21 protein-coding genes and 3 pseudogenes are annotated in these 24,946 nt (G+C 44.8%); 9 read left to right on the forward strand and 15 right to left on the reverse strand.

Features of this window, described 5'->3' with window-relative positions:
- Positions 1 to 242: 242 nt before the first annotated feature.
- From HMPREF9469_RS24280 to HMPREF9469_RS24315, 10 genes and pseudogenes are all read right to left on the reverse strand, one after another.
- Entirely contained in the window at positions 243 to 1,667 is a 1,425-nt protein-coding gene (locus tag HMPREF9469_RS24280; protein WP_157140341.1) for an SEFIR domain-containing protein, read from the reverse strand.
- Between the two features lie 88 nt (positions 1,668 to 1,755).
- Complete coding sequence (locus HMPREF9469_RS34105; protein ID WP_157140343.1) at positions 1,756 to 1,926, reverse strand: helix-turn-helix domain-containing protein; 171 nt, start codon at positions 1,924 to 1,926, stop codon at positions 1,756 to 1,758.
- Positions 1,927 to 2,208: 282 nt separating this feature from the next.
- Entirely contained in the window at positions 2,209 to 3,294 is a 1,086-nt protein-coding gene (locus HMPREF9469_RS30805; protein ID WP_007868289.1) for a hypothetical protein, read from the reverse strand.
- Positions 3,295 to 4,087: 793 nt separating this feature from the next.
- Positions 4,088 to 4,387, reverse strand: coding sequence for an HU family DNA-binding protein (locus tag HMPREF9469_RS24290; RefSeq protein WP_007868294.1), 300 nt, complete (start codon positions 4,385 to 4,387; stop codon positions 4,088 to 4,090).
- Positions 4,387 to 4,713 carry a hypothetical protein gene (locus HMPREF9469_RS24295; protein ID WP_007868297.1) on the reverse strand — a complete coding sequence of 109 codons (327 nt, stop codon included), beginning with the start codon at positions 4,711 to 4,713 and terminating at the stop codon, positions 4,387 to 4,389. The genes HMPREF9469_RS24290 and HMPREF9469_RS24295 overlap by 1 nt, the downstream gene beginning before the upstream one ends.
- Positions 4,714 to 4,732: 19 nt before the next feature.
- Complete coding sequence (locus tag HMPREF9469_RS24300) at positions 4,733 to 5,170, reverse strand: hypothetical protein (protein ID WP_007868300.1); 438 nt, start codon at positions 5,168 to 5,170, stop codon at positions 4,733 to 4,735.
- Positions 5,151 to 5,384, reverse strand: coding sequence for a cold-shock protein (locus tag HMPREF9469_RS24305; protein ID WP_007868302.1), 234 nt, complete (start codon positions 5,382 to 5,384; stop codon positions 5,151 to 5,153). The genes HMPREF9469_RS24300 and HMPREF9469_RS24305 overlap by 20 nt, the downstream gene beginning before the upstream one ends.
- A 1,067-nt stretch (positions 5,385 to 6,451) precedes the next feature.
- A pseudogene (locus HMPREF9469_RS31550) lies at positions 6,452 to 6,541 on the reverse strand (IS200/IS605 family transposase); the annotation flags it as partial.
- A 181-nt stretch (positions 6,542 to 6,722) separates the two neighbouring features.
- A pseudogene (locus tag HMPREF9469_RS24310) lies at positions 6,723 to 7,175 on the reverse strand (toxin-antitoxin system HicB family antitoxin).
- Between the two features lie 412 nt (positions 7,176 to 7,587).
- Positions 7,588 to 8,673 (reverse strand): LacI family DNA-binding transcriptional regulator, encoded by a 1,086-nt coding sequence (locus HMPREF9469_RS24315; RefSeq protein ID WP_117451968.1) that lies wholly within the window; start codon positions 8,671 to 8,673, stop codon positions 7,588 to 7,590.
- A 288-nt stretch (positions 8,674 to 8,961) separates the two neighbouring features.
- On the opposite strand from HMPREF9469_RS24315, the gene HMPREF9469_RS24320 reads away from it, so the two are divergent.
- The 8 genes from HMPREF9469_RS24320 to HMPREF9469_RS24355 all read left to right on the forward strand — a co-directional run bounded on the left by HMPREF9469_RS24320 (position 8,962) and on the right by HMPREF9469_RS24355 (position 17,590).
- Positions 8,962 to 10,188 (forward strand): type 1 periplasmic-binding domain-containing protein, encoded by a 1,227-nt coding sequence (locus HMPREF9469_RS24320; protein WP_007868320.1) that lies wholly within the window; start codon positions 8,962 to 8,964, stop codon positions 10,186 to 10,188.
- Between the two features lie 132 nt (positions 10,189 to 10,320).
- A complete protein-coding gene (locus HMPREF9469_RS24325) occupies positions 10,321 to 11,859 on the forward strand; it encodes a sugar ABC transporter ATP-binding protein (RefSeq protein WP_007868322.1) in 1,539 nt (512 codons plus the stop codon).
- A gap of 20 nt (positions 11,860 to 11,879) precedes the next feature.
- Positions 11,880 to 12,857, forward strand: a complete 978-nt coding sequence (locus HMPREF9469_RS24330; RefSeq protein ID WP_007868324.1) for an ABC transporter permease — start codon at positions 11,880 to 11,882, stop codon at positions 12,855 to 12,857.
- A 17-nt stretch (positions 12,858 to 12,874) separates the two neighbouring features.
- Positions 12,875 to 14,098: an S-methyl-5-thioribose kinase gene (gene mtnK / locus HMPREF9469_RS24335; RefSeq protein WP_007868325.1), complete on the forward strand. Its 1,224-nt coding sequence runs from the start codon at positions 12,875 to 12,877 to the stop codon at positions 14,096 to 14,098.
- Between the two features lie 51 nt (positions 14,099 to 14,149).
- Positions 14,150 to 15,250 carry an S-methyl-5-thioribose-1-phosphate isomerase gene (mtnA, locus tag HMPREF9469_RS24340; protein WP_007868326.1) on the forward strand — a complete coding sequence of 367 codons (1,101 nt, stop codon included), beginning with the start codon at positions 14,150 to 14,152 and terminating at the stop codon, positions 15,248 to 15,250.
- A 12-nt stretch (positions 15,251 to 15,262) separates the two neighbouring features.
- A complete protein-coding gene (locus tag HMPREF9469_RS24345; RefSeq protein ID WP_007868327.1) occupies positions 15,263 to 15,916 on the forward strand; it encodes a class II aldolase/adducin family protein in 654 nt (217 codons plus the stop codon).
- 10 nt (positions 15,917 to 15,926) lie between these two features.
- Complete coding sequence (locus HMPREF9469_RS24350; RefSeq protein ID WP_007868328.1) at positions 15,927 to 16,922, forward strand: dihydroxyacetone kinase subunit DhaK; 996 nt, start codon at positions 15,927 to 15,929, stop codon at positions 16,920 to 16,922.
- Between the two features lie 29 nt (positions 16,923 to 16,951).
- On the forward strand, positions 16,952 to 17,590 hold the full coding sequence (locus HMPREF9469_RS24355) for a dihydroxyacetone kinase subunit L (protein ID WP_007868329.1): 639 nt from the start codon (positions 16,952 to 16,954) through the stop codon (positions 17,588 to 17,590).
- Between the two features lie 454 nt (positions 17,591 to 18,044).
- Here the strand turns inward: HMPREF9469_RS24355 and HMPREF9469_RS24360 are convergent, their stop codons facing one another.
- The 5 genes from HMPREF9469_RS24360 to HMPREF9469_RS24380 form a co-directional block, all read right to left on the reverse strand.
- Positions 18,045 to 18,509 (reverse strand): flavin reductase family protein, encoded by a 465-nt coding sequence (locus tag HMPREF9469_RS24360; protein WP_007868332.1) that lies wholly within the window; start codon positions 18,507 to 18,509, stop codon positions 18,045 to 18,047.
- A gap of 206 nt (positions 18,510 to 18,715) precedes the next feature.
- On the reverse strand, positions 18,716 to 20,350 hold the full coding sequence (locus HMPREF9469_RS24365; RefSeq protein WP_007868335.1) for a hypothetical protein: 1,635 nt from the start codon (positions 20,348 to 20,350) through the stop codon (positions 18,716 to 18,718).
- A 23-nt stretch (positions 20,351 to 20,373) separates the two neighbouring features.
- Positions 20,374 to 21,744, reverse strand: a complete 1,371-nt coding sequence (locus HMPREF9469_RS24370) for a PTS transporter subunit EIIC (protein ID WP_007868337.1) — start codon at positions 21,742 to 21,744, stop codon at positions 20,374 to 20,376.
- 141 nt (positions 21,745 to 21,885) lie between these two features.
- On the reverse strand, positions 21,886 to 22,878 hold the full coding sequence (locus HMPREF9469_RS24375; RefSeq protein ID WP_007868340.1) for a LacI family DNA-binding transcriptional regulator: 993 nt from the start codon (positions 22,876 to 22,878) through the stop codon (positions 21,886 to 21,888).
- A 225-nt stretch (positions 22,879 to 23,103) separates the two neighbouring features.
- A complete protein-coding gene (locus HMPREF9469_RS24380) occupies positions 23,104 to 24,495 on the reverse strand; it encodes an ABC transporter substrate-binding protein (RefSeq protein WP_007868343.1) in 1,392 nt (463 codons plus the stop codon).
- Positions 24,496 to 24,662: 167 nt separating this feature from the next.
- On the opposite strand from HMPREF9469_RS24380, the pseudogene HMPREF9469_RS33910 reads away from it, so the two are divergent.
- A pseudogene (locus HMPREF9469_RS33910) lies at positions 24,663 to 24,946 on the forward strand (transposase); the annotation flags it as partial.

Genomic DNA, 24,946 nt, shown 5'->3' on the forward strand with positions numbered 1-24,946 from the left:
ACGTTCTGCAAGCAAATTATCAACTATTTCTCTTATATCCGGATTCAATTCTAATGAATCATAGATCTTTTCCAGAGTAAGAGTTGTCTCTTACATCTTAAGATATTCTTCTGGTTACTTATGAGTTCCATAGGATATTATAAAGAAATAAAAAACAGGAACTAAGCCGCTTTGGCCTAGCCCCTATTCTTATAAAATCGAATTATTCATAATAAAGACATTCTATTATCCACACTCTATCATTAGTTCAAACTGGCAATCTGCTCTATCGGAACTATATTGGTAATAATAGGACATGACCTTGAACTATACCTCTCTTGCTGTTGAATTGTCTGAGAACTTTTTATTATATCAATCATTTCCTTATATGAGTTAACACCATATAGTTCTTTTAACTTATTACAGTGTCTCTTTGATTTGAATTTCTGGAATTCTGAAAATGCAGTTTTATTATACATATAACAATAAGAATGCCAAATATTATGATATCCATATATATCATTATTCAAATCAGATGTTAGTTGATGAAGCAGAATATCCGCATAACTAATACTCTCTTTTGTAATAAGTGGTCGATACTCTCTTTTAGATATTAATTCACCAGGAAATGATATCCATTTGGGATCATTGTTCAATCTATTATATTCTTCTAATTGTTCAAAATAATAATTAAAACATGTAATAGGTTGCGTGTTTGTCTGCTTACTAACACAATTTATATTTAAAAAATAAGTATTTGCCACAAGTTCGTAAATTATTTTATATTTCTTATAATGGTATAATATTGAAATCGTACAAAGTATTATTTCCCACAGATGGAAATAAAAATATTCTGTATCTGAATAATGGTCGTACATAATAACTTCATTATAATATCTTTCCCAAAGTTCAGTAATAACTTCAGATATATCTATTTCTTTAATTATTATACAAATAATAAAATCCACATACATATCTCTAAGAGGCTTCATCTCTTCTATTTTCAATAGGATCATCTGTGGATCCACACATTCATCCAATTTATATTTTAGGACTAATTCTAAATATTTGTCTACATAATCCGAGACCAAATGACAAAGCTTTGTTCTGCCTTCTGTCGCATATAATTGCTTTATTATATCTTTCAATGGATACAAATTATCTCTTACGGTTTCATTAAGCCAACTGGGCATTTTCCCCAACTCTGGTTTACTTAGAAGTGGCTTATCGTAAATACGCCGCAACAATTTTTCATATTCGGATTCAAAAGTATTATCATCCGACAAATCAAAATATAGTAGTCTTTTTATATATGCAGGCATATATGGTAAACCATCACTATTCTTTTGAAATATGACTGGAAGAAATTTCTCTTGATTTGTTTTTCCATATACTTCTGAGGATATTATTGCGGTTTCATCTCCCACTCCTCCTTTTCTTCCGTCTGCTTTTTCAGCATACATTTTATCACATATTAATAAAACACGATCAACGTTAGCGTCTGTGACACACTGCTCCATAAAGGCATATTTGTCCTGTCCCTCTCTTAAATCCCACCGATCTAATATAACATCAACTCCGTGACTTACTAATCTCTCTGCTAATAGAACAACTCTATTTATATGCTCTTCATTCGTCCATGAATATGAAATAAATACTTTTGGAGTCTTTTCCATATTTGTTTCCACAGTAGCATCACCCCATATAATTTTAATTAAACCTATTATAGCCTAGATTATCACTTCAATCAATCTATACCTTAACTATTTACGATTTTCAAAAAAGGAACTCCATTCTCATATAAATATTTAAAAAATAAAGGAATCCGCATATTCCAGGTTCCTTCATTACTCGCTTACTATTCTGCTCTTCTTCCACAAACTCTACAATATCTTGAATCTCACATCCAATTATCCTGCATAGCTTATCAGCTGTGGAAAGAGGCAGAGGAACATATCTTAAATAAGGTCTATTGGTTCAAAGCAATTATCCTTCCCATCTTACAAGACTTTACCGAGCGAGCATCTTCTCCATTTGAAATAAAGCAGGATCATGGGATTGTTATTGCGGTATCCTTACGTAACAGTAACGATATTGAAATCATTGGCAACTCCCCCTTATATAAATTTGCTCTTTCTTTAGCTGAATGAATATTATATAAAAAGCCCCAAATTTACCTTGATAAAAAATAAGACATACCAGATAATCACTATCCGATATGCCTTAATATTAACTAACCATCTCAGTATTCCATCTCATCATTGCCTCATATACCTTATAAGGAACCTTATTCCTGTTCCTTCTGGCAAATCTATCAATAAGCTCCTTTCGATGTAAAAGCAGTGCTTTCTCCGCCTCATCCCGGCTGTCAAATAAGCCTATCGCTTTTGTCTTACCAAGAATATATATTGAAGCATCATATTTCCCACTTGCACTATTTTGACTGATATTCGTTTCAATTCCCCTACGCTGGAATATTGTATTTGCATAGTGTGTTACCAATGAACACGTGTTAGGGCTATATACATTGTTCCCCTGTACCAGAATATCCTTATCTAAATCGAATTTCCTTCCTTCAATGATATTTTCCCGATACCACTCTCTGAAATTTGCAAAGTTCCACCATTCCTCACTTACTCTGCAATTCTTGTAATACGGCTTTATTTTATGAGTAACCTCACTATAACACCTCTGCATCATATTAGCCCATTTGCGATAGGCTTCTGACTGTCTATCACAATCACCGCACCCCAAGTAGCCAATGCCAAAGAAGGATTTTTTCATATGTGACGGCTCCCACCCATCTGGCCTGTAATCAATGCCGTTCATGGTATCAAGTATATATGCCTCTGAATCATCTCCTGTTTCCTCATAATGTCTGCTGACAGCATCATATTGATATTGGTTTAATGGATAAATGTGCCTGTAATATGTATCATTCTTATTATCTCCTTTATGCCAGCAGCAGATATTATTTGAAATATCATAATTTACGGTAAATTCCTTTACTACCAATTTCCATGCTTCTATTACCTGTTTCTTCCAAACCCAATTTCTTCCATCAAACACATTCCTGTTTAACTGGTAGCATATTTCACCATCTTTATTGATCTTCTTTCTTGTGAGGAAGTACTTACCATTATAGAATGACACAGCCCTACCATAATTAGAAATCCAGGAATCCTTGTGGTCTAACAATTGCACAAATACCTCATCTTCTGCAATCGGTTCAATCCCGGACTGTTCCATAGCAAGTATGTAAGATGGATAGATTTCCTTATAATGGATCTGAATCTTCATTGAGTCATCTGCCATGAACTTCCTAATATTAGATTCTCTTCGTTTTTGTCTTATGTGGGCATTATAGCAATCCTTACATATATCGGATTGCCTCCACATCCCTTTATTGACTCTTCCCTTTATTCGGTTTAACGGTACTTGTTTCCCGCACTTTTTACATAGTTTTGTTTCGTTATTACTTTGATTCATTATATCTTTTCAATTTCCTTTCAATTTCTTCTAATAAATTGCCTGGGCAGTCTTTTGAGCATTAAAATAAGACAGCATGATTTCTCATACTGCCTTTCAATTAGGATTTATTAATCCACGTATAGGGGATCAGGCCCCATTGAGAATTTTCACTTTCTATTGTTGTTGGAAAAATAGACAAATCCCTTTTATTGGAATTTTGTTTAGTTCTGAATGAACCTGACAAATAGAACTCCACAATTTAGGGGAACGAAATTCAGTTTACCATCTCACACCCAATTGGGTTTGAATCTGATACACATTACCTATCTAAACTTATAGGATTTTTTCTGCGGAATTATGCGTAGAATTACGCGATAGATTTATTCCTGAATTTCTGATACTGGCTTTCTTTTATTTCCTATAGGTGGGAAATCCCACTTATCTTTTCTTCAATCAACTTATTCGTATTCACAATGTATTCTGCTGTTTCATCATAACTGCCCTTGAATATAGGCACTCCATCATGGATGATTGAATATTTCATCAGTTCCGTGAATCCTTTATCATTGTTACAATCATCTTCTTTTCCTCTGCATTCTTAATGTCTATTATATTTCATACGCTCCTTCATCATTTTTTAATCTGCCTGGGAATCCTCTACATTGTACAATGCTCTTTCTAATTCTGTCCCTATGACTGTCTTAACCTTTATATGCGGAGGAACCTCTACTTCCTCTCGCGTTTTTGGATCATATCTTATATATGCGCCCTTATATTTCGGTTCCATGGTGAACACTTTATGAATATGGAACCGCTCACCATCACACAATGTTTCTGTCAATACCTCTCCAAATGCTTTCATGAATTTATAGGTTGCTTTTTTAGTCAGTCCGGACTTATGTGCAATCCTTGTTACGATATCTTCTTTTCCTGCCATTAATTTAATCTTCCTCTCTTTGGACACCATATTGGGCTTGTTACTGGTGGATGATCCACGCCAACATATCCCATATCATTTTCCCTGTCCTCATGGTCACAGTAGTAATTCTTATTCATATAATCCATACACTTTAAAAATTCACACTCATTGCAATACGGCACTTTATTTGCCTTAGTTAAGTCCTCCTCTATATCATCTAAGCAGATGCCTAAATGCTTGTTAACTACACGCCCCAACTCGTCAATATTCATTTCTCCATACAGGCATGATAATCTTGTCATGTTTTCATCATTAATAACCGCTACCCTGTCTTTTAATTCCATATGTATTTTCCTCCTGATATTATCCTTTTACGGTAAACCCTTTTGCCTTCAAATATTGAATTGCTCCTTTGAGCAATGATCCATTATCAATCGTCTGTTTGATGGTATCATCCCACACATGGGGCTTATGGCTTACTGGCAGTCCTCCATGTAACCCCTCGTTCGCCCAGGTTGCCACCTGGAACCCTGTAGCATTTACATAGTTATCCATTGCATCATAATCAATATAGACATACGCAACGCACTTATTTCCTTCCATCCTTGCTTTTGTTTTCACAGCCGAATATAGGAAATCATAGGTTCTTCGATAGCTTGATGGTGTCCACCCTGTATAGTAGTCCTGTAAATAGAAATTCAATGTTTCATATACTCTGTCTGCCATCTGATTAACCATGCTCTGTAATACTGGAACCAGGGCAGAGGACAGTTGATTCATGTTACTTATGTTTCTTACCATTCCTTACCGTCCTTTCTGGTGCCTCAATGACAATCACTGATTTTGCATTGTAATCACTTCTGTCATTGATGAACACTTTAAAGTGCACATAGTATCCACAATCAATATGTTCTCCGAAAAGATTTGACCTGTGGATGAAATATGTATTGCCATCCTCACCGCGTATGAATCCATACCCCTTGTCGCTAAAATACTTTGTTACTCTTCCATACATTTCTTTTTTCCTCCCTCTGCTTGTGTAATGTTTAATGCACATGAAATTATCATTTCAAATCGTGCTCCTGCAATACCTCTGTGACACACTAGGATGGACGAGAACGGGCTTGAATGGGTATTGTGCTCCGTTCTTCGTCTATAATCTAAGTGCTGTATATAAGCGTTACAGTTTATTTTGGCGCACTAAAATAAGCCCGTGAATATGTGTTGTTGCTACATACTCATGGACTTATTCAGATGTCCAAATATTTAATTTTAAACCCATTCAGGAGTAACAGGACAATAGCGATACGGCACTATCTTCCTCCTTCCACCTTATTTGGTTTTTTCTTGAGACAATCTTGAAGACAAGTAAATCACACCCTTAAAAAACAACGTATTTACGTACTATTTGGGGAGCGCATATTCTTCAAATCCTGTTACTCCGACTGTGGAAACCCTTGATTTTACTGGAAATCAAGGGTTTTTTGTTACCTTGTCATCAGTTTACATAAAGCATTTTCCCAACAATCTTCTAACAATCTTCCAACACTTTTTCTACGCCGGCAGCCGAATCAAGTTATTTTACCTTCTCTTCCGCACCTTTTTCTAATGCAAGTACACTGAATTTTCCACTTAGAACAGAGCCTATGTTACTCTCGGGATACGTTCGGGATACGTTTTCCTTGTGTATTGTAAAAGTTCAATACTGCATAACAGCACTTTCCTTTAGTTTGTAAGCTACCAGTCATATATCCCATCTTCCTTTGTCCGGCAACTCTGCAAATGAATCATTGCTATTATACCCCAAACACAGATAATCTTCAAGATAAGCTGATTGGATACGGTAAAGACACCCAATTCTTTTGGATTTCGCTGTTCCTGACCGAAGCAGTTTGTAAACACTGCTTCGGCTAATACCGAGAATCTGTGTTATCACGGATATAAGACCGGCCACTGCATCTAAACAGTGCCGCAAAGGCCAGATTAAAGCGTTTAAAGCCGGATGTGAATGGCGCATTACTCGACTTGCATCAGAGCATTATATTTTTACTGCCAGTCATTATTCACCTTAGAAACATGATACCCATAGATTGCTTTTCTTCTAAATTTGGGTGCAAATATAATATGGTATTTACACATCCAACTCATATGTGTTAATGTATTTTTGTCCATTAGGGCACCCCAAGTTTTTTATTTGTGGCTTGTTAACCTACTTTTATTATAGCTGGAAGTTTTGAATATAACTAGAAGTTTGACTCCCTCCCCCTGTAAAACAGGGTTAAAAACCATCTGGCAACATCACCTTTGCCTGTAATTTACCGTACCAGAGCTTTACTCTTTTGCATATTTATCATTAATTTGAGCACCCAACACTACTTGTTATCCACAGATACATCATTTTTGCCAAGAGATACACGCAGTATTGATTCATACTTACCCCTTCCCGTTTGGAGTGCTGTGTCAGCTGCCGGTGCAATGATTTCGGCAAACGCAGTTTAAACTGGCCTGAATACTTTTCCAAATCATCCGGCTCCAAAATATCACAGCCTGACTCTAGAGCGTATTTGAAAATAACATACAGCCGGCAGAAAGCAATTTTCAAACAGGCTCTAGCGCTGCTTCCAGCCATGCCAACTTTGCATCCTTAACATTGGCTATTGCCGCTTCCATCGTATCCGTGCAAGTAATACGCCCCTTTAAATCAGGATATGACACCACATAACCTCCCTCGGATATATCTTCCACTGTCTCCATTCTGTACCCTCAGCGTACAAGGAAGCTTGATATATTCATCAATCGTTCCCATGATCTGACGCCCCACTTCCCACAACTTCCTTTACCATCTGGACATATACTTTTTTAATCGGCTCATGCTTTGGGTTCGTTATCGGCATACAGCCTGGCTTACAAAATGTATTAGGTTGTAACCACCTCCGAACTCCTTTGGGACCATCTGCTCCACCGTTGTATCCCCAGGGCAGCGAAAGACGCTTTTAATTCACTCCAGCCGGCCATAATCAACCTATCTCATGGTCTTTCTTGCATCCAAACCGGCAAAGTTAAGCATAGGAGCCATTTATACGGATGACAGAGGTGGTGATCACAGCAGATGTTCGGCAGTCTGAACTCCATGGAAATACACATATATAAAAGTCACGGCCTTTAGAAACCAGGACCGTGACTTTTCTGCATACAGATAATAACTTCCACTCACACATCTAAAGAACCGATGTCAAATCCTTCACACTGGACCTCACAACCAGCCGCCCGGTGATCTGCGTTTTCATAGGCATGAAACGCGGATCCTCAATCAGCTGCATCAGCTGGATGACAGACTGCTTGCCCATGATGTTCCGCTGCACATGGATGGTGGTGAGGGCAGGGGAACTGATCGAGGAATAGGGGATGTCGTCAAAGCCCATAAGGGACACATCCTGGGGGATTTTATATCCCTTTTCCTTCAGGGCCTTCATTGCCCCCAGCGCAATGGTATCATTCTCAGCGAAAAAGCAGGGCGGAAGGATTGGCTTTTGCTCCAGAACCCGTGCAAAATCATCCCGCGCCCCCAGCATGGTGGGTTTTACACGAAATTCATTGCGCGGGTCAAAATGGAAATCCATTTCTTTTACGTATTTGATAAAAGCATCGTGTCGCTCGTTGAAGTTCTCGGCTCCCGTGGTACTGCCCAGGTAGCCCAGTTCGGTGTGTCCGCATTTTCTTAAATACTGCAGGGCGATGTACACATTCTCTCCATTGTTCATGCATACACTGCTGCAGTAATGGTTGGGAACCGTATTATCCACCACCACATAAGGAATGGGGATGGAATCCAGATGTACGAAATCCTCCCTCATGACTTCTGTGGCAATCAAGAACATTCCGCAGTATTTGCTGTAATCCAGCGAATCAAGGGCGGATTTAAGGCCTGTCTTTACCACGGTCAGGGTCATGCCAATCTGCTCTGCACGGAGCTGTTCTTCAATTGAATCAATAATCATGGTAATAAACCCCTGGTTCTCTTCTACCAGCAGACCGCTTTTATAAAATTTCACCACAAGTACATTCTTACCGCTTTTAGGTTTGCGGACAGGAGGCATGTACTGGTAAGTCTTAAGTGCGTCTAATACCTTTTTACGTGTCTCCTCGCTTACCCCTTTTTTACCGTTTAACACAATGGAAATGGTTGCGGGTGAAACACCAATCTGCTTGGCCAGTTCTCTGACAGTCATATGGTTTCTCCCTTTCCGGAATGCAGAAAGAATGCAGTAAACATCTTTAAACAATCCCTGTAACTTACGAATCATACTATGATGAGATTATAGCACACGGTATGAAATGGGTCAATTCTTTACAGAGAAAACAATATGTGTTTACTAAACATCATATAATACAACAGTAACCAGGGGCATATTATTTTTTGATTTGTTCAACTAAAATGCACAATAAATATAATTTAATATGTAAAATAATAACAAATATGTCAAATATATATTGACACGCCAAAAGAATCGTTGTACTATTTAGTTAACACGTAGGGAGCAGTTCAAATAATGTTTAGTAAACAATTTCAATAAAAAGGAGGAAACGTACGAATGAAAAAAATGAAAAAAGTGGTCAGTGTGATTGCGGCAATTACCGTGGCAGCATCATTGCTGGCAGGGTGCGGCGGTTCAGGCGGTTCAGGAGCCACCACGGCAGCTGAGACCAAGACGGCGGAGACCACGGCGGCGCAAGCAGAGACAAAAGCAGCACAAGCAGAAACCGCAGAAGCAACAGCTGCAGCGGAAAACCCGGTGGCAGGCAAAAAAGTAGCTTATATCATGCTTCTGCCATCCGCAACCATCTTCCAGATGTGGAAGGATTCCTGCGCATCCCTTTGCGATGCCCTGGATGTAAAGTTTGATTTCTTTTTCTGTGACGGTGATTTTAACAAGTGGCAGGACACCATCCGTACCTGTGCATCTGCGGGATATGACGGACTGCTGGTCAGCCATGGCAACCAGGATGGTTCTTATGTATTCTTAAAGGAGATCACAGAGCAGTATCCGGACCTGGAGATTGTTACATTTGACACTCAGTTTTACACCGATGGCGAGTATCAGAAGCTTCCGGGCGTTACCCAGATGTTCCAGCAGGATGAGTCTCTGGTAACCGTTCTGCTTGACCAGATGATCGAGGAGTACGGTGAGGGCGTCCGCCTGATCAAGGTATGGAGAGGCCCTAACTACAACAGCCCGTTTGACCGCCGTGAGGTTGGCTGGCAGAAATATGAGGCGGAAGGCAAGATTGTGACGGTAGGCGAGGTACAGCCGCTGCAGGATTCAGTTGATTCCGCCAATACGGTTACAGCCGCATATCTCCAGGGCGTTAACCGTGCGGATGTGGACGGCATCATTGCTTATTATGATCTGTACGGCCAGGGTGTTTATAATGCAATTGCTGAGAATGACAATTTTAATGGCAAGAATGGCGATGCACTTCCCATGGCGTCTGTTGACATTGACCCGGTCGACATTACCAATATGCAGACCCGTCCCGACATCTGGACCGCGGCAGGCACCACTGACTGGACCATGAACGGAGAAATCGGAATGCGTATCCTGATGCTGCAGCTTGCAGACCAGTATGACAAGATTTTTGACCCGGCAACCGGAAAGAACGGTGTGGACGTGGTAGAGGTTCCGGGAACCGCAATCAAGGCTGATGCGCTTCAATCAGATTCCACAGTAGAAAACCTGGGGACTATCGCAGGTGAAACTTACGGTAACCTGGACTATCTGTCTGAAGCAGACTGGATGCCAAAGGATTTAATCCACTAATAAGCTGACAGTGAAAAACGAGGTTTTCTTTCGCACACAAAACCATAGGCAATCGTTTTTTAAAGGGAAGCGCGGGTTTTGGCCTGCGTTTCCTTTTTTTAAAAAGATTTTATCGCTGAAAAGAGGGACTCCATGGATAGGATCAAATTAGAGACAAAACGTGTTTCCATTGAATTTCCAGGTGTCAAAGCACTTGATGATATTGATTTTGAAGTGACAACCGGTGAAATCCGCGCAGTGGTTGGAGCCAACGGCGCGGGCAAGTCAACGTTGATGAAGGTGCTGGCAGGGGCCAATTCCAATTATACGGGGGAAGTGTTCTTAAATGATAAAAAGGTTGAGATCAGAACACCGGTGGATGCAAAAAAACTGGGAATACAGATTGTTTATCAGGAAGTGGATACTGCATTGTATCCTACTTTATCAGTGGCAGAGAATATTGTCCAGAACGATATGGTCATGGGAAAGAGCGGCTATATCGTAAACTGGAATAAGGCATATAAACAGGGGCGCGCGGCCCTGGACCGGCTGCATATCAGCCGTGACCAGGTGGATGAACATGAGCTGGTACAGAACCTGTCCCTGGCTCAGAAGCAGATGGTGCTCATTGCCAAGGCTATCCGGTCAGAATGCAATTTCCTGATTCTTGACGAGCCGACAGCTCCTTTGAGCAATACGGAAACAGAGGAACTGTTCCGTATTGTGCAGCATTTACATAAAACAGAAAATATAGCAATTCTTTTTATCTCCCACCGGTTAAATGAAATTCTGGAAATATGTGAGAATTATACGGTGATGCGAAATGGTAAGATCATTGACACAACGCCGGTAACAGGGCAGACAACCACAAAAGAGATTGTGGAGAAAATGCTGGGACGTGCCTTTGAAGAAAATTTTCCAAAAGAAGCCTGTGAAATCGGTGAAATGCTGTTTGAAACCCTGCATTTATCCGGCGCACGCGGCAAGGTAAAGGATGTTTCCATCCAGGTAAAGAGCGGCGAGGTGGTTGGAATCGCAGGTCTGGTGGGCGCAGGCAAATCCGAACTCTGTAAAACCCTTTTCGGCGCATTTAAAATGACCGATGGCAAAATCATGCTTAAGGGCAGGGAGTTGAAGATAGCAAACCCATCGGGCGCAGTGAAGAACCGCATGGCCCTGGTGCCTGAGGAAAGACGTAAAGAGGGGGTTTTGGTTCATGAAAATGTCAGTTTCAACTTATCAGCCGCATGCCTCTCCCGATTTTGTACCGGTCCTTTTATCCGCAGGCGAAGGGTTGACGCCAATGCCAAACGGTATGTAGAGGACCTTGGAATCTCCACGCCCAGCGTGAGGCAGCAGGTAAAAAATCTTTCCGGCGGTAACCAGCAAAAGGTTGCGGTTGGAAAATGGCTGGCAGCGGACTGTGATATCTATATCTTTGACGAACCCACAAAAGGAGTGGATGTGGGAGCAAAGCAGGATATATTCCATCTGATCAACCAAATCGCCAAACAGGGCCACGGAGTGATCTACGCATCCTGCGAAAACTCTGAGCTGCTGTCCTTAACAGATCGGATGTATGTGATGTATAACGGAACGGTGATGGCGGAACTGGAGACAGCTAAGACCACGGAGGATGAGATCATGTACTACTCGGTTGGCGGAACAGATAATAAAAACCGGATTCAATAGACAGGAGGGATACTGTAGCAATGAAAAGTCGTACAAATGTTAAAAGGTTTCTAGTGGATTGGGCTGCAGTCCTGGCATTGCTTGTTTGCTTTATCGCATTTACAGGGTATAAAGGAAGCGCCTTTATGTCGGGAAGCAATATGGTTAATATCCTTAGGGCAATGGCCATCAATACGGTATTTGGAATCGCAGCAACCATTACCATGGCACCGGACGGATTCGATATGTCTGCCGGAACACTGGCAAGCTGTTCTGCCTATGTGTTCGTATCAGCCTATCTGTGGCTTGGGATGTCCCTGGGGATGTCCATCATTACCTGTATTTTTGCTACCCTGGTCATGTACCAGCTGACCATGTTCCTGATCCTTGTGTGCAAAATTCCGGACATGCTTGCCACTTGTGCACTGATGTTTGTCCATCAGGGTATCGGTCAGTGGTATATTGGCGGAGGCGCAGTATCCACGGGCATGAAGACCTCCTGGGGGGCTATGCCTGCCCGCACCGCTCTTTCGGAATCATTTTCAGCCATCGGACGTGCGCCGTGGATTATCATTATCATGCTGGGATGTGTGTTTGTGGCTTATCTTTTCCTTAATTTTACCAAACATGGCCGTTATCTTTATGCCATGGGCGGAAACAAGGAGGCCGCCAAGCTGTCCGGCATCGATGTTAAGAAGTACCGCTATCTGGCAGGTATGATTACCGCAGTGTTCATTGCGGTCGGCGGTATCCTGGTGGCATCCAGAGGAAGTTCCGCACAGGTTATGTGCTGTGACAATTACCTGATGCCTTCGCTGGCAGCTGTTTTCGTGGGACGCACCGTAGGCGGCGCGGAGAAGCCCAATGCGCTGGGAACCATGATTGGCGCCATGCTGGTGTCCACGCTGGAGAACGGGCTTACCATCTGTGCTGTCCCGTTCTATGTTCTGCCTGCAGTAAAGGGCGCTGTTCTGGCACTTGCGCTTATTGCAGCTTATGCATCTAAGAGAGAAGATTAAGTGGGAGGTTACTACATATGTCAAGATTTAATCATTATTTTCAGATGAATGTGGATGATGTTATCGAATACACGCTGGAGAAGGCAGGGGAGATTCCCTGGGACCGTGATTCCATGGAAGCAATCGTACCATCGTCCCATGGCAACTTAAACTATGTGTACCGGGTCTGGGACGGCAAAGGCCATTCCATCTATATCAAGCAGGCGGGAACCGAGGCCAGGATATCCAAGGATATGAAGCCTTCCAGGGACAGAAACCGCCTGGAATCCGAAATCCTTATGCTGGAAGATAAGTTCGCGCCCGGTATGGTGCCTCATGTGTATTTCTTTGATACCATAATGTGCGCCTGCGGAATGGAAGACTGTTCTGACTATGCGGTCATGCGGGATGCCATGCTGAGACATGAGACTTTTCCAAAGTTTGCTGAAGACGTATCCACCTTTATGGTAAATACGCTGCTGCTGAGCAGCGACATTGTCATGGACCACAAAGATAAAAAAGAGCTGGTTAAAAAGTTTATTTCACCGGACCTCTGTGATATTACGGAAAAACTGGTACTTATGGAGCCTTACAATGACTTGAATAACCGCAACAATGTATATGCGCCCAATGGGGATTTTGTAAAAAGGGAACTTTACGGTGACGAAGCCCTTCATTTGGAAGTTGCAAAGCTTAAATTCCGTTTTATGACTGATGCCCAGGCTCTTTTGCAGGGGGACCTTCACACCGGCTCGATCTTCATCCGTCAGGACGCCACAAAGATTTTTGACTCTGAATTCGGGACCTACGCCCCCATGGGCTATGACATCGGCAATGTGATCGCAAATCTGATTTTTGCATATGACAATGGCCTTTCCACGGATGACGCACCTTTCTGCGGCTGGATTTTAAAGACCATTGAGGAAACAGTGGATCTCTTTATAGAAAAGTTCAGCAAAAAGTATGATGAAGCGGTAACCGAACCCATGGCCAAGGTAAAAGGATTCAAGGCGTGGTATTTTGACGGTATACTTCGGGACACTGCGGGTTACGCGGGAACAGAGCTGCATCGCAGGACCGTGGGCATGGCCAATGTTGTGGATGTGACAACAATAACGGATGAAAAAAAGCGCCTTCTTGCGGAACGTATCAATATCCTGGCAGGAAAAGACTATATCATGAACCAAGGTTCCTTTAGGACCGGTGCCGATTTTGTGGCAGCGGTAAAAAGGGCAAAGGAAGCGGCGGAAAAAACACTTTGAAATGGACAGCATCATACAAAACTGCTCTTAAGGTAAAGGAGGCATGAAGCCATGACGGTTGAAGAATTTTTTGACAAAGTAATTACGGTCCGCATGAAGGAGGACAGGAGCGCGCTGGATATTATTGACCAGACCCTTCTTCCGGGCACCATTAAACGAATCCGGATCAGCACAAAAGAGGAAATCTGGGAGGCCATCAAGAAGCTGAAGGTACGGGGGGCGCCGGCCATCGGAGCAGCGGCCGCCTATGGAATCGCATTACTGTCCTCACGCATCACCGCGGACCGGTACGAAACCTTTTATCCGGAATTTAAGGAATTAAAGGATTACCTGGCTTCCTCCAGGCCCACTGCGGTCAATCTGTTCTGGGCGCTGAACCGTATGGACAGAACCGTGGCTGCCAATCAGGAAAAGGATGTTGCAGAGATTAAGGAACTTCTTTTTCAGGAAGCAGATGCTATCCGTGAGGAAGATGTCCAAATCAGCCGAGTGATCGGAGAGATTGGTTTTGGACTGTTAGAGGAGCTTAAGCAGGAGGGAAAAGAGATTGGCATCATGACCCACTGCAATGCAGGCACACTTGCCACTGCAAAGTACGGCACTGCAACGGCCCCCATGTACATTGCACTGGAAAAGGGCTGGCCGGGAACGGCCATGCACGTTTATTGTGATGAGACCAGGCCGCTGCTCCAGGGCGCCCGTCTTACCTCATTTGAACTGTATAACGCAGGTATCACAACAACCCTGCAGTGTGATAACATGGCCTCTATCCTGATGCAGTCCGGAAAGATAGATATTATTTTCGTGGGCTGTGACCGGGTTGCAATGAACGGTGATTCGGCCAATAAGATCGGAACCAGCGGCGTGGCGATTCTGGCAAAGCATTATGGGATTCCCTTCTATGTGTGCGCGCCCACATCCACCATTGATATGGACACACCAACCGGAAAGGAGATTCCCATTGAGATGCGAAGCCCCGATGAGGTGACACAGATGTGGTATAAGGAGCGTATGGCTCCTGAGGGTATCCATGTGTATAATCCTGCCTTTGATGTGACGGACCATTCGCTGATAACAGGCATCATCACGGAAAAGGGAATGTGCCACGCACCCTTTGACAAGGCGTTTGAAATACTGGGAATCGGAAAGTAGGAGGAACATGATATGCTTGAGGTATTAAAAGAACAGGTGGTTGCAGCGGCAAAGGAAGCGGACCGGCTTGGCATGTGCAAACATAAGTCGGGCAACTTCAGTATATATGACCCGGAAACAGGGTATGCGGTCATCACACCCAGTGGGGTGTCCAGGGATGTGCTTACAGCAAAACATATTTGTGTCATGGATCTGGACGGCAAGGTGATTGAGCGGCAGGAGGATTTAAAACCGTCCAGTGAGGCCATGATGCACCTGTATATTTATAAGGAACGAAAAGACATTCTGGCAATTGTACATACACATGCCCGGTATTCAACTGCATTTGCCATCATGAACAAGCCGATTCCGCCTATTGTGTATGAAAGCGCGTACCTGGGGAAAACGGGCATGGTTCCCGTGGCGCCCTACGGAAGGGCGGGAACCGTTGACCTGGCATGGAAGGTGGCAGATGTTATGAAGGATCACGAAGTCTGCCTCATGGAAAGCCATGGCGCCATTGCGGCAGGAAGCAGCCTTGAGGATGCCTTCTTAAAGGCACAGTATGTGGAGGAAATTGCTGAGATGTATTATATTACCCTTGCCAGCACAGGCGGAGCCGAGCCAAAAGCGCTGCCTGTGGAAGAACTTGAGAAATGGGCCTATCCAAAAGAAATCATTCTCTAAGGAGGACGCTATGAAAAAGATAATCAATGCCCCCGAGCAGTATACGGATGACATGCTTAACGGTATTTACGCGGCGCACCCCGATATGGTTAAATACATTGAAAATGATTTGCGCTGCTATTGTATTGCGCAGAAAAAGCAGGGCAAGGTGGCAATCATAACAGGCGGAGGAACCGGGCATCTGCCCCTGTTCCTTGGCTATGTGGGCGAAAACCTGCTGGACGGCTGCGGTGTGGGCGGCGTGTTCCAGTCTCCTTGTGCAGAGCAGATATATAATGTGGCAAAAGAGGTGGAATCAGGAGCCGGAATCCTGTTCCTCTATGGGAACTATACAGGCGATATCATGAATTTTGACATGGCGTCCGAACTGCTGGAAATGGATGACATTAAAACCGCAAGCATTGTGGGTGCGGATGATGTGCTTTCCAATAAGGATGTGGCGGTGCGCCGAGGAGTGGCGGGCATATTCTTCATGTATAAATGTGCCGGGGCCAGGGCCGCCCGGATGGGGACACTGGAAGAGGTACTGGCAGCAGCAAAAAAGGCAAAAGACAATACCCGCACCGTTGGCTTTGCCCTGACTCCCTGTATCATCCCGGAAATCGGCCGCTCCAATTTCACACTGGCAGACGGCGAGATGGCATTTGGAATGGGCATCCATGGAGAACCGGGTGTATGGAACGGGCCGGTGAAGACCGCGGATGAACTGGCCGGCGAGTCGGTGGACAAAATCTTAAGTGATATGCCTCTGGGTGCAGGTGAGGAAGTCTGTGTGCTGATAAACGGACTGGGCGCAACCAGCCAGGAGGAGCTGTACATCCTTTCAGGAAGCGTACACAAGCTTCTGAATAAAAAGGGTATCAGGATCCACCGTACTTTTGTAGGCGAATATGCCACCAGCATGGAAATGGCCGGGGCATCTGTTTCCATCTGCCGTATGGCGGATGAAGAGATGAAACAGTGGATAGATATGCCTGTGCACACGCCGTTTTACACCCAGGTATGATGATTCCGGATCTGTGAAGGAGGAAAAGGATGGACAGCATAAGATATCATGAACTCCCTGCATTCTTTCAGGGCGCAGCGGAAATCTTTGAAGAGAAAAAGGAGGAACTCTGTGAGATGGATGCAAAAATGGGTGACGGAGACCTGGGTCTGACCATGGAGAAAGGCTTCGGTGCCCTGCCCCGGTTAATCCGTGAGAATGGGGAGGATGGGAATATTGGAAAAACATTAATGAAGGCAGGCATGAAAATGTCCGGTCTTGTTCCGTCCACCATGGGTACCCTGATGGCCAGCGGAATCATGGAAGGCGCCAAGGTCCTTGGCGGAAAGGCGGAGATGGGGCCAAAAGAGTTTTCTGAATTCCTGGATGGCTTTGCCAGGGGAATTGAACGCCGGGGAAAATGCCGGCCCGGCGACCGGACACTTCTGGACGCAATGGATGCAGCCGCTAAAAAAGCACTGGAAGCCAGCAAAGACGGAGCGGATATGGTTACGGTAATCCATGCAGCTGCGGAAGGTGCAAGGGCCGGTGCCGCAGCCACCAAAGATATGCTGCCCAAGTTTGGTAAAGCCGCAGTGTTCTCAGCCAGGGCCAAAGGGATTCCTGACCAGGGGGCGGTGGCGGGACAGTATTTGCTGGAGGGAATGGAACGATATTTCCTTTCATAAAATCATTATGGAGCTGTCGGGAAACAGGCAGCTCTAAAAAAATCCCCCTAGATATTTCTATCCGTGGGGAAGCGTTCGTCACATTTCCGGGCTCCGATCAACTCCATGTCAATCGGAGCTCATCCCCTGCGCCCATTCTCTTTTTAGAATCCGCCTAACTATATGGAAACTAAATATTCAAGTTTAAAATATGATTTGACAGTCTAGTTAAATACCCATCCTGCCGCTATGAACATCATAATCATGCCTACTGTTTCAATGACCTTTTAATTACATCATCTCCTGCCGGCAATTATTTTTCAAAATATGCCCATGGTATCCGGTAAAGTTTTCCACCAGATATAAAATCCCAAAAAAGGCACCGCAGCACAAAGCCTTACCGCTCCGTACCGCAGCACCTTATTTCTTTTATCCCTTATCCCTTTGCCAGGTATATAAAACATAATACCACCCGCTACCCAGGAAAATATGTCTCCGCATCATATAAAAGTACCTTATCCGAAAATACTTCTCCGCCCACAACCTCTGCAATTACCAGAACGTGGTCTCCCAGGTCGATACACCTGCTCACTTCACAATCCAGCCATGCCGCTGAACCATTGACCACAGGCATTCCTTTTTTATTCACCTCACAGGACACCAGCTTGGACTTGTCCACGTTTCTCCCCGACTGGGTACCACAGATCCTGGCAGCCTGTTCCTGCCCCTCTGCCAGCACGGAAAGCGAAAACTTCTCCTGCTCCCTCACAAGCCCGGCCGTAAGATGGCTGGCACCAATTGCCACTGCCAGCTGGTTGGGATTTGCCGACACCTGCGTCACCCATGCAGCTGTCATTAGATTATATGTTTCATCCTTCTTTGATCCGATCACATAGACTCCCTGGGAAAGGGAATTCATACATTTTGATATGGTTGACATATGATTTCTCTGCCTCCTTGCGCATATTTACTTTTATCGTTCCATGAAACAACTCTTGAACCTATTCTAGTATCAGTTTGATTATACGCCTTTTGTGCAGATACTTCCATCCTATATTTTGCCTGTCAGCTATCATATTTTGTGCAGATGACTATTAGGCATAATTATCTATTTTAGTGCAGTTAGCCAACCATCCCTATCCATCCTTAATCATCCCTGTTCCCACGCTTTAACTCCAAAGCCCCCGCGGCCAGATATCCATGGCTTTTCCCCTCCGCGCTGTCAGTGATCCAAAATGAATATAGTTTTCCATTTTTCAAAATAAACCTGAGACGTATTTTGTCCCCCGGCAGGTCCAGGAGGTCCCTTGTTTTCCACCGGATCCTGTATTTTGTCCGGTCCTGGGCCATTGTGACACAGTCCGCAGCCGAATAGCCTGGGATCACATTTCCGCCTTCATCCAGGACTTCCACTGCCAGCTCCCCTTTGGGACAGTCTGCATTTACAAACACATACTCTCCCTGATATTTCAGTATTTCTGTGGTCAGTTCCCCCTTTTCGTCCTGCGGTTTCATGGCTGCAAACCCGTCACGCCTCAGTTTTGCGATTCCCATGGCTCCCCCGGAATATTTATGGGTACCAAACACAGGGGATTCTCCTGAAAATGCCGAATAAAAAAACCATATCTCATCTCCCACAACCGTACAGATGCCGTTGGCCGGATGGAGATATCCATAATCCCATTCCCCACATATGCGGGAAGATGACAGGAAATTATCATAGGTCGGCCTGTGGAAATGAAACCCGTCCCTGCTGAATGCCAGTTTCAGATCATTTATCTTTGGCATCCCTGTCTTTTCACACACAAAATTGGGAGGGCCCATAAAAACGGAATAAACACCCAGCATCACACTTTCATATGCCACCGCATCCAGATTGTATAGTTGTGTGTAATATCCCATCTCCGGGTCCGGCTTATCATAGATATCCGTCCTTGCCCAGAATCGGATATCATCCTGCGTCCATTGGCTGCCCCTGAAGAAATCATCTGTTTCATAATATCCCCGCACTCTTACCCGGCTGTCCAGCTTGGAAAATGTCCTCATGCTGTATACCCACTTGTTCCGGAAAGGGTTGTGGAAAAAGGTGGTGTTATCCCCTGAAGGACCTGTCTGCCCCGCCTCCTTCCAGTGGATCCCATCTGAAGATTGGTATAAAACAGTCATCTCCCTGGGGGGAATGGATTGGGGATCGTCATGTGCATGCTTGGGTTTTAAATGATAATATCTGTAGTCTTTGTCAAAACACCTGTAAAAGGTCAGCATTTTATAGCGTTCTTCCAGGTTATCTGTATCCGGGTCCATCCAGACCGCATCCCCATCCCTCATATATCCGGGAACATGCTCCAATACCCGGTCCGTTTTGGAGCCGGATGCAAGTTGGCTTAAACGGGTCCAATGCAGCCCGTCTTTGCTCTCGGCATAGGCGCTGCCGTCAAACCATCCGGCCTGGTACCACATTTTAAACATTCGGTCATAAGTATCATAAAACACGCCTCCATTAAAAGGGCTGGCACAGGTGCAATAGCCATCATTTAATTCCATATCTGTCTCGGGCCGGAAAACAGGGGCTTCTGATGTCTTTGGAGACGGGAACTCGCGGATCAGATCTGTGTGACTAATCAGGAAATCATCCACAAACAGCTGCCTTCCAATTGAAATATCGATGTAGTCCGGTTTATTTTCCAGGTACGGAACCGGCAGCGGCTTGTCCAGCGTCTCCTCCTTGTAACGGGGTGGCCATATATCAGGCAAAATTATATTATTATACAGTCGTTCCATGATACTCCTTTTATTTCTCAATATTACTCTTCAACTGGTTTATACATCACATAGGTCAATACAAAAGCGGTTATAAACCCAATGAGGCATGCAATCAAATACGTTCCAAGCTGCCCGTTTAAATACAGGAGCATGCCCGGCAATGCGGTGATGGACATACCGGTTCCTGCCAGACCCACAATGGAGGAAAATACTCCTGCGCATCCGCCTCCGATGCATCCGCAGATAAAGGGAGTCAGCCTTGGCAGGTTTCCGCCAAAGATCAAAGGCTCTGTGATGCCTAAAAATGCAGGTACCACGGATGTAAAGTAAAGGGACCTCTGCTTTTTATTTTTTGTCTTGAGCGCAGCCGCAATGCCTGCAGCCCCCTGTGCCACGATCGCGCCGCACACCAGTGCGTTAAAGGGATTGGCTCCTGTATTTGCCAAAAGCTCGATCTCAAGCGCCTTAAAGGTATGGTGTAATCCGGTTATGACAACCGCCTGCTGCAGGGCGCCTACCATAAAGCCGCCGATGCCAAAGGGAATATTCATCAGCATGGAGATCAGGACCACCAATCCCTGTTCAACCATGTGCATGATCGGGCCAATCACGATCAGTCCGATAAAAAGACTGCTGAGAAGTGTGATAAACGGGGTTACGATCAGGTCCAGGACATCCGGTACGATTTTTCTCAATCCCTTTTCAATCTTTGCAGCGATCGCGCCCAGGATCAATGCCGGAAGCACCGAACCCTGATATCCTATGATTGGAATGTTCAGCCCCATCAGACTTAAATAGATGGGTTCCACGCTACCGCTTGCCACCTGGTTTGCATTGGGCAGCTGAGGTGCAACCAGCATAAGGCCGATCACAATACCCAGCGCAGGGGATGCGCCAAACCGTTTCATTACAGAATATGTAACAAGAGCCGGCAGGAACGAAAATGCCGTGTCGATCAGAACCTGTGACAGTGTCAGGAATGTGGGGTTTAATTCCACTCCCAGATTGGTGATCAGACTGCGCAGTCCCATAAAAAGTCCTGTTGCAACCAGGATTGGTATGATTGGAAAAAATACATCCCCCAACAGCCTGGATGCCTTTTGAACTGCATTCATGTTCACGGCCGCGGCCTCTGCCTTGGACATCATCTTTCCTGTGTCCATTCCTGTAATCTCAAGCACCTGCTGGTAGACCTTATTTACAAATCCGGTGCCCAGTATGATCTGATGCTGGCCGGATGCAAAAAAGCTCCCCTTTACGCCGTCAATGGCTTCAATTTCTTTTTTATCAAATTCAGATGCATCCTTAAGAACAAGTCTCAGCCTTGTGGCGCAGTGTTCGACATTTAAGATATTCTCCTGACCGCCGATATGTTTTAATATCTCCTGTGCTGCCTGTTTCTCTTTACTCATAATGACCTCCTATAAAATTATGCAACAATGTACGCGCGTTCATTTGATGAAATAAGCTTAGCTCAGAATTAAATCTCTGTCAAGCAGTTTCATAATTTTTGTACCTTTTCATAAAATACCCACATGATTTTTATAAAATATTCACAATAAACTGGAGGTGGATTCACGGATTACCAGTCTTGGAGACAGATTGACCACTTCTTCCTCCAGATCTCCCTCGATTCCCTGAATGACCAGACCGACTGCGTTTTTTGCAATCTCCTCTATGGGGGATGCAACAGAGGTGAGGGTGGGGATCATCTTTTTTGCCAGCAGTGTATTATTATAGCCGCATACGATCACGTCCTTTGGGACGCTGATCCCACGCTCCACCAGTGCTTTTATCACATCACTGGCAGCAATGTCGCTGTGTGCAAACCATGCAGTGATCTTAGACGGGTCGTGGGATTCAAAATATTGATCAATGATTTCATAGGCCTTTTGATTTTCTGCTGTCTCATGCTGGCTGCACTCCACAATGGCTTTTATCTTCAGTCCGTTTTTTTCAAGCTCATCCCGAAAGCCTTCCAGCTTATTGTTGCCTGCCAATGATCTCAGCGGTCCTATATACCCCACATTCCGGTGACCTAGTTCGCAAAAATGGCGCGCCACCTGCATGCCGCCCTCCTCCGAACTTATAATGATATTTTTCTTATCCGTAAGTTTAAAAAGACTTACCAGGGGTACGCTGATCCCGCTGTACAGCTTCCTGTTAGGCGTTCCGATAGGCCTGACAATGATTCCGTCCACTTTCCTGCGCTTAAAGCCATTGATGATATTGGCTTCCCTAGCCCGGTCTCTCTGGGCATCCCCCAGGATCACGCTATAGCCGTAGATCTCCGCCTCATGTACAATGGCGGTCATAAGGGATGCATACAATGGATTGGATAAATCTGAAAACAGCACTCCGATAATATTGGTCCTATTCCCCGCCAGGCTCTGGGCCACCTGATTCGGCTCATATCCCAGCTTTTTTACCCAGTACATGACATGACTGCGCGTCTCCATCTTGATGGAAGGGTGATTGGATAAAACCCTTGATACAGTTGCCCGTGATACATTTGCCGCCTTGGCGACATCTTCCATTGTAACCATGCTACCTCCCGTATTACATAAACATTCTGTTTTCAGTATACTTTTTTTTTGCAGGATATGCAATGTGAAAAATGATTCCCCATCGGTTTCAGCAAAAAGATACCATCCGGCAGATAATAGTCTTCCTGCCTGATGGTATCTTGATTTTCCGGTTCAGTATCATTTCTCCGGTTCAATCATATATAGTTATATCTTTGTCAGGTTATAAAGTGTCTTTCACCGCCCTTATCTTGCCAGTTCCTGGGCTACCCCGTCCAGTACGATCTTTGCACAGGACATGGAATCGCTCTCCCCGTAGCTGGAAAGCTGAAGGGCGTTAAAGAATGTGCCGTCCGCACCGGTAAAGGAATTTCTTTCAAAGGTAGGGTCCATCTGGAAGCTGCTCCATGCCACTGCCTTTGCATTGGCCTCTGCCACCTGGCTTCCGCTTAAGTCCAGCATGGCCAGTCCCTCCTTGTTGGCAGGAACACCGCGGGTGTCTCCCAGGGTCTTTACACCGTCTTCCTCAGCTACCAGGAACTGGATCAACGCAGCAGCCTCTGCCGGATGCTCCGTGGTTGCGCTGATGCCAAATGCCTGGTTTACCTTGATAAAGCCACCGTGGTAATCTCCCATCTCAACGTAATCACCAATCACAAACTCGCCGTCCTTTACTGCCTCCGCATGCTTTACAACTGAGGTGTCATACAGGAAAATGCCGGCATAATGGCCATCGATCCAGTTTGCGTTTGTGTCGATCAGATCGGCGCCGTCTCCCGCCACCTTCTGAAGGGTGGGGATCACGTGATTGTCCTCCAGGTTCTTAAGGAAGTCAAACCCTTCTGCAACCTCCTCCTGGCTGTACTGCAGCGCGCCATCCTTTACCCAGTCCTTGCCGTACTTACACTGCAGGTAATAAACCATGAGGAACGCGCGGTCCAGTTCCTTTGTGACCAGTGGATAGTAGGATTCGTCATATGCCTCGAATGCTTTGCCCGCTGCCAGCAGTTCATCTAATGTGCCCGGAATCTCCACGCCGATCTTGTCAAAGGTAGTCTTGTTCCAACAGAACACCCTTCCCGTATTGCTGATGGGGATCGCGTCCAGCTTGCCGTTGATGGTAAACACAGCCTTGTCCCCCTCTGTATAATTGTCCAGGTTCAAGATATTGGATACCTTATTCAGATCATAGAAGTTGTCCCCGTTTGGCGAATAGGTGGGAACCCAGCTCCAGTCCAGCTGCATCACGTCCGCCGCATTGCCGGACTTGATTCCCAGGGCGATTTTCTCCTCATGGCCGTTAAATGCCTCATACTCGGCTGTCACCGTAATGTTGGGATATTTCTCCTGAAATTTTTCAATGGCAGCCAGGGTGGCCTGATGTCTGGAATCTCCGCCCCACCAGTTCATCCTCAGGGTGATGGGCGTCTGGGTATCCACCGCCAGTTCTGCTGCGGCTTCCCCTGCGCCCTGTGCAGCCTCACTTCCACCCGCATTTTCCTGCGCCGTGCTGCTCTCCTGCGTGTTCTGTGCCGCTGTGGCATCCTGCTGCTTTGCCGTTGGCATACAGCCCGCTGTGCTGACAGCCATTGCTCCTGCCAGAAGCAGGGCCCCTAATTTTCTAACATTCTTTTTCATTTTTCTTCCTTCCCTTCTACATTAGGTAGTGTCAAGTTTCACTACCTGTTTTATTGTTTAAACCTTGATTTTATGGGAGTTTGCAATAAAAAGAGCAATGACCTCCCTTTTTTTGGTATAATGTCCTCGACCAAAATTCCAAAATACCAGAAAGGATTTCATTGCTCATGGACATTATACTTTATTTACTTAACATTATTCAATACCTTTATCGCCAAAACTGCTGGCTAATCAACTTTATTTGCAGATACATCCCTCTCAAACAGTGGGCTTTTGATGATTCTCATTCTCCCAAGTACCAAAAATTCAAAATTGATGAGCTTCCTCTGATCACTGACTTCCGGCAAGACTGGACTTACAAGGATCTCATCCCTTACTACGAAAAAACGTTACGGCAAGATGACTCCGCCCCATAACGCCGCCGCTCCGATTGCCACATCCCGGATGACTG

The sequence above is a fragment of the [Clostridium] citroniae WAL-17108 genome (assembly GCF_000233455.1).
GTDB classification, from domain to species: Bacteria; Bacillota; Clostridia; order Lachnospirales; family Lachnospiraceae; genus Enterocloster; species Enterocloster citroniae.

What these genes read in the sequence shown, in the direction of transcription:
- HMPREF9469_RS24315 (WP_117451968.1), bottom strand. Translation starts at nt 8,673, where the DNA reads ATGATTCGTAAGTTACAGGGATTGTTTAAAGATGTTTACTGCATTCTT.
- mtnA (WP_007868326.1), top strand. Translation starts at nt 14,150, where the DNA reads ATGACGGTTGAAGAATTTTTTGACAAAGTAATTACGGTCCGCATGAAG.
- HMPREF9469_RS24355 (WP_007868329.1), top strand. Translation starts at nt 16,952, where the DNA reads ATGGACAGCATAAGATATCATGAACTCCCTGCATTCTTTCAGGGCGCA.
- HMPREF9469_RS24305 (WP_007868302.1), bottom strand. Translation starts at nt 5,384, where the DNA reads ATGTATGGAAGAGTAACAAAGTATTTTAGCGACAAGGGGTATGGATTC.
- HMPREF9469_RS24360 (WP_007868332.1), bottom strand. Translation starts at nt 18,509, where the DNA reads ATGTCAACCATATCAAAATGTATGAATTCCCTTTCCCAGGGAGTCTAT.
- mtnK (WP_007868325.1), top strand. Translation starts at nt 12,875, where the DNA reads ATGTCAAGATTTAATCATTATTTTCAGATGAATGTGGATGATGTTATC.
- HMPREF9469_RS24295 (WP_007868297.1), bottom strand. Translation starts at nt 4,713, where the DNA reads ATGGAATTAAAAGACAGGGTAGCGGTTATTAATGATGAAAACATGACA.
- HMPREF9469_RS24345 (WP_007868327.1), top strand. Translation starts at nt 15,263, where the DNA reads ATGCTTGAGGTATTAAAAGAACAGGTGGTTGCAGCGGCAAAGGAAGCG.
- HMPREF9469_RS24380 (WP_007868343.1), bottom strand. Translation starts at nt 24,495, where the DNA reads ATGAAAAAGAATGTTAGAAAATTAGGGGCCCTGCTTCTGGCAGGAGCA.
- HMPREF9469_RS24290 (WP_007868294.1), bottom strand. Translation starts at nt 4,387, where the DNA reads ATGGCAGGAAAAGAAGATATCGTAACAAGGATTGCACATAAGTCCGGA.
- HMPREF9469_RS24350 (WP_007868328.1), top strand. Translation starts at nt 15,927, where the DNA reads ATGAAAAAGATAATCAATGCCCCCGAGCAGTATACGGATGACATGCTT.
- HMPREF9469_RS24325 (WP_007868322.1), top strand. Translation starts at nt 10,321, where the DNA reads ATGGATAGGATCAAATTAGAGACAAAACGTGTTTCCATTGAATTTCCA.
- HMPREF9469_RS24300 (WP_007868300.1), bottom strand. Translation starts at nt 5,170, where the DNA reads ATGGTAAGAAACATAAGTAACATGAATCAACTGTCCTCTGCCCTGGTT.
- HMPREF9469_RS24365 (WP_007868335.1), bottom strand. Translation starts at nt 20,350, where the DNA reads ATGGAACGACTGTATAATAATATAATTTTGCCTGATATATGGCCACCC.
- HMPREF9469_RS24375 (WP_007868340.1), bottom strand. Translation starts at nt 22,878, where the DNA reads ATGGTTACAATGGAAGATGTCGCCAAGGCGGCAAATGTATCACGGGCA.
- HMPREF9469_RS24320 (WP_007868320.1), top strand. Translation starts at nt 8,962, where the DNA reads ATGAAAAAAATGAAAAAAGTGGTCAGTGTGATTGCGGCAATTACCGTG.
- HMPREF9469_RS24330 (WP_007868324.1), top strand. Translation starts at nt 11,880, where the DNA reads ATGAAAAGTCGTACAAATGTTAAAAGGTTTCTAGTGGATTGGGCTGCA.
- HMPREF9469_RS24370 (WP_007868337.1), bottom strand. Translation starts at nt 21,744, where the DNA reads ATGAGTAAAGAGAAACAGGCAGCACAGGAGATATTAAAACATATCGGC.
- HMPREF9469_RS30805 (WP_007868289.1), bottom strand. Translation starts at nt 3,294, where the DNA reads ATGGCAGATGACTCAATGAAGATTCAGATCCATTATAAGGAAATCTAT.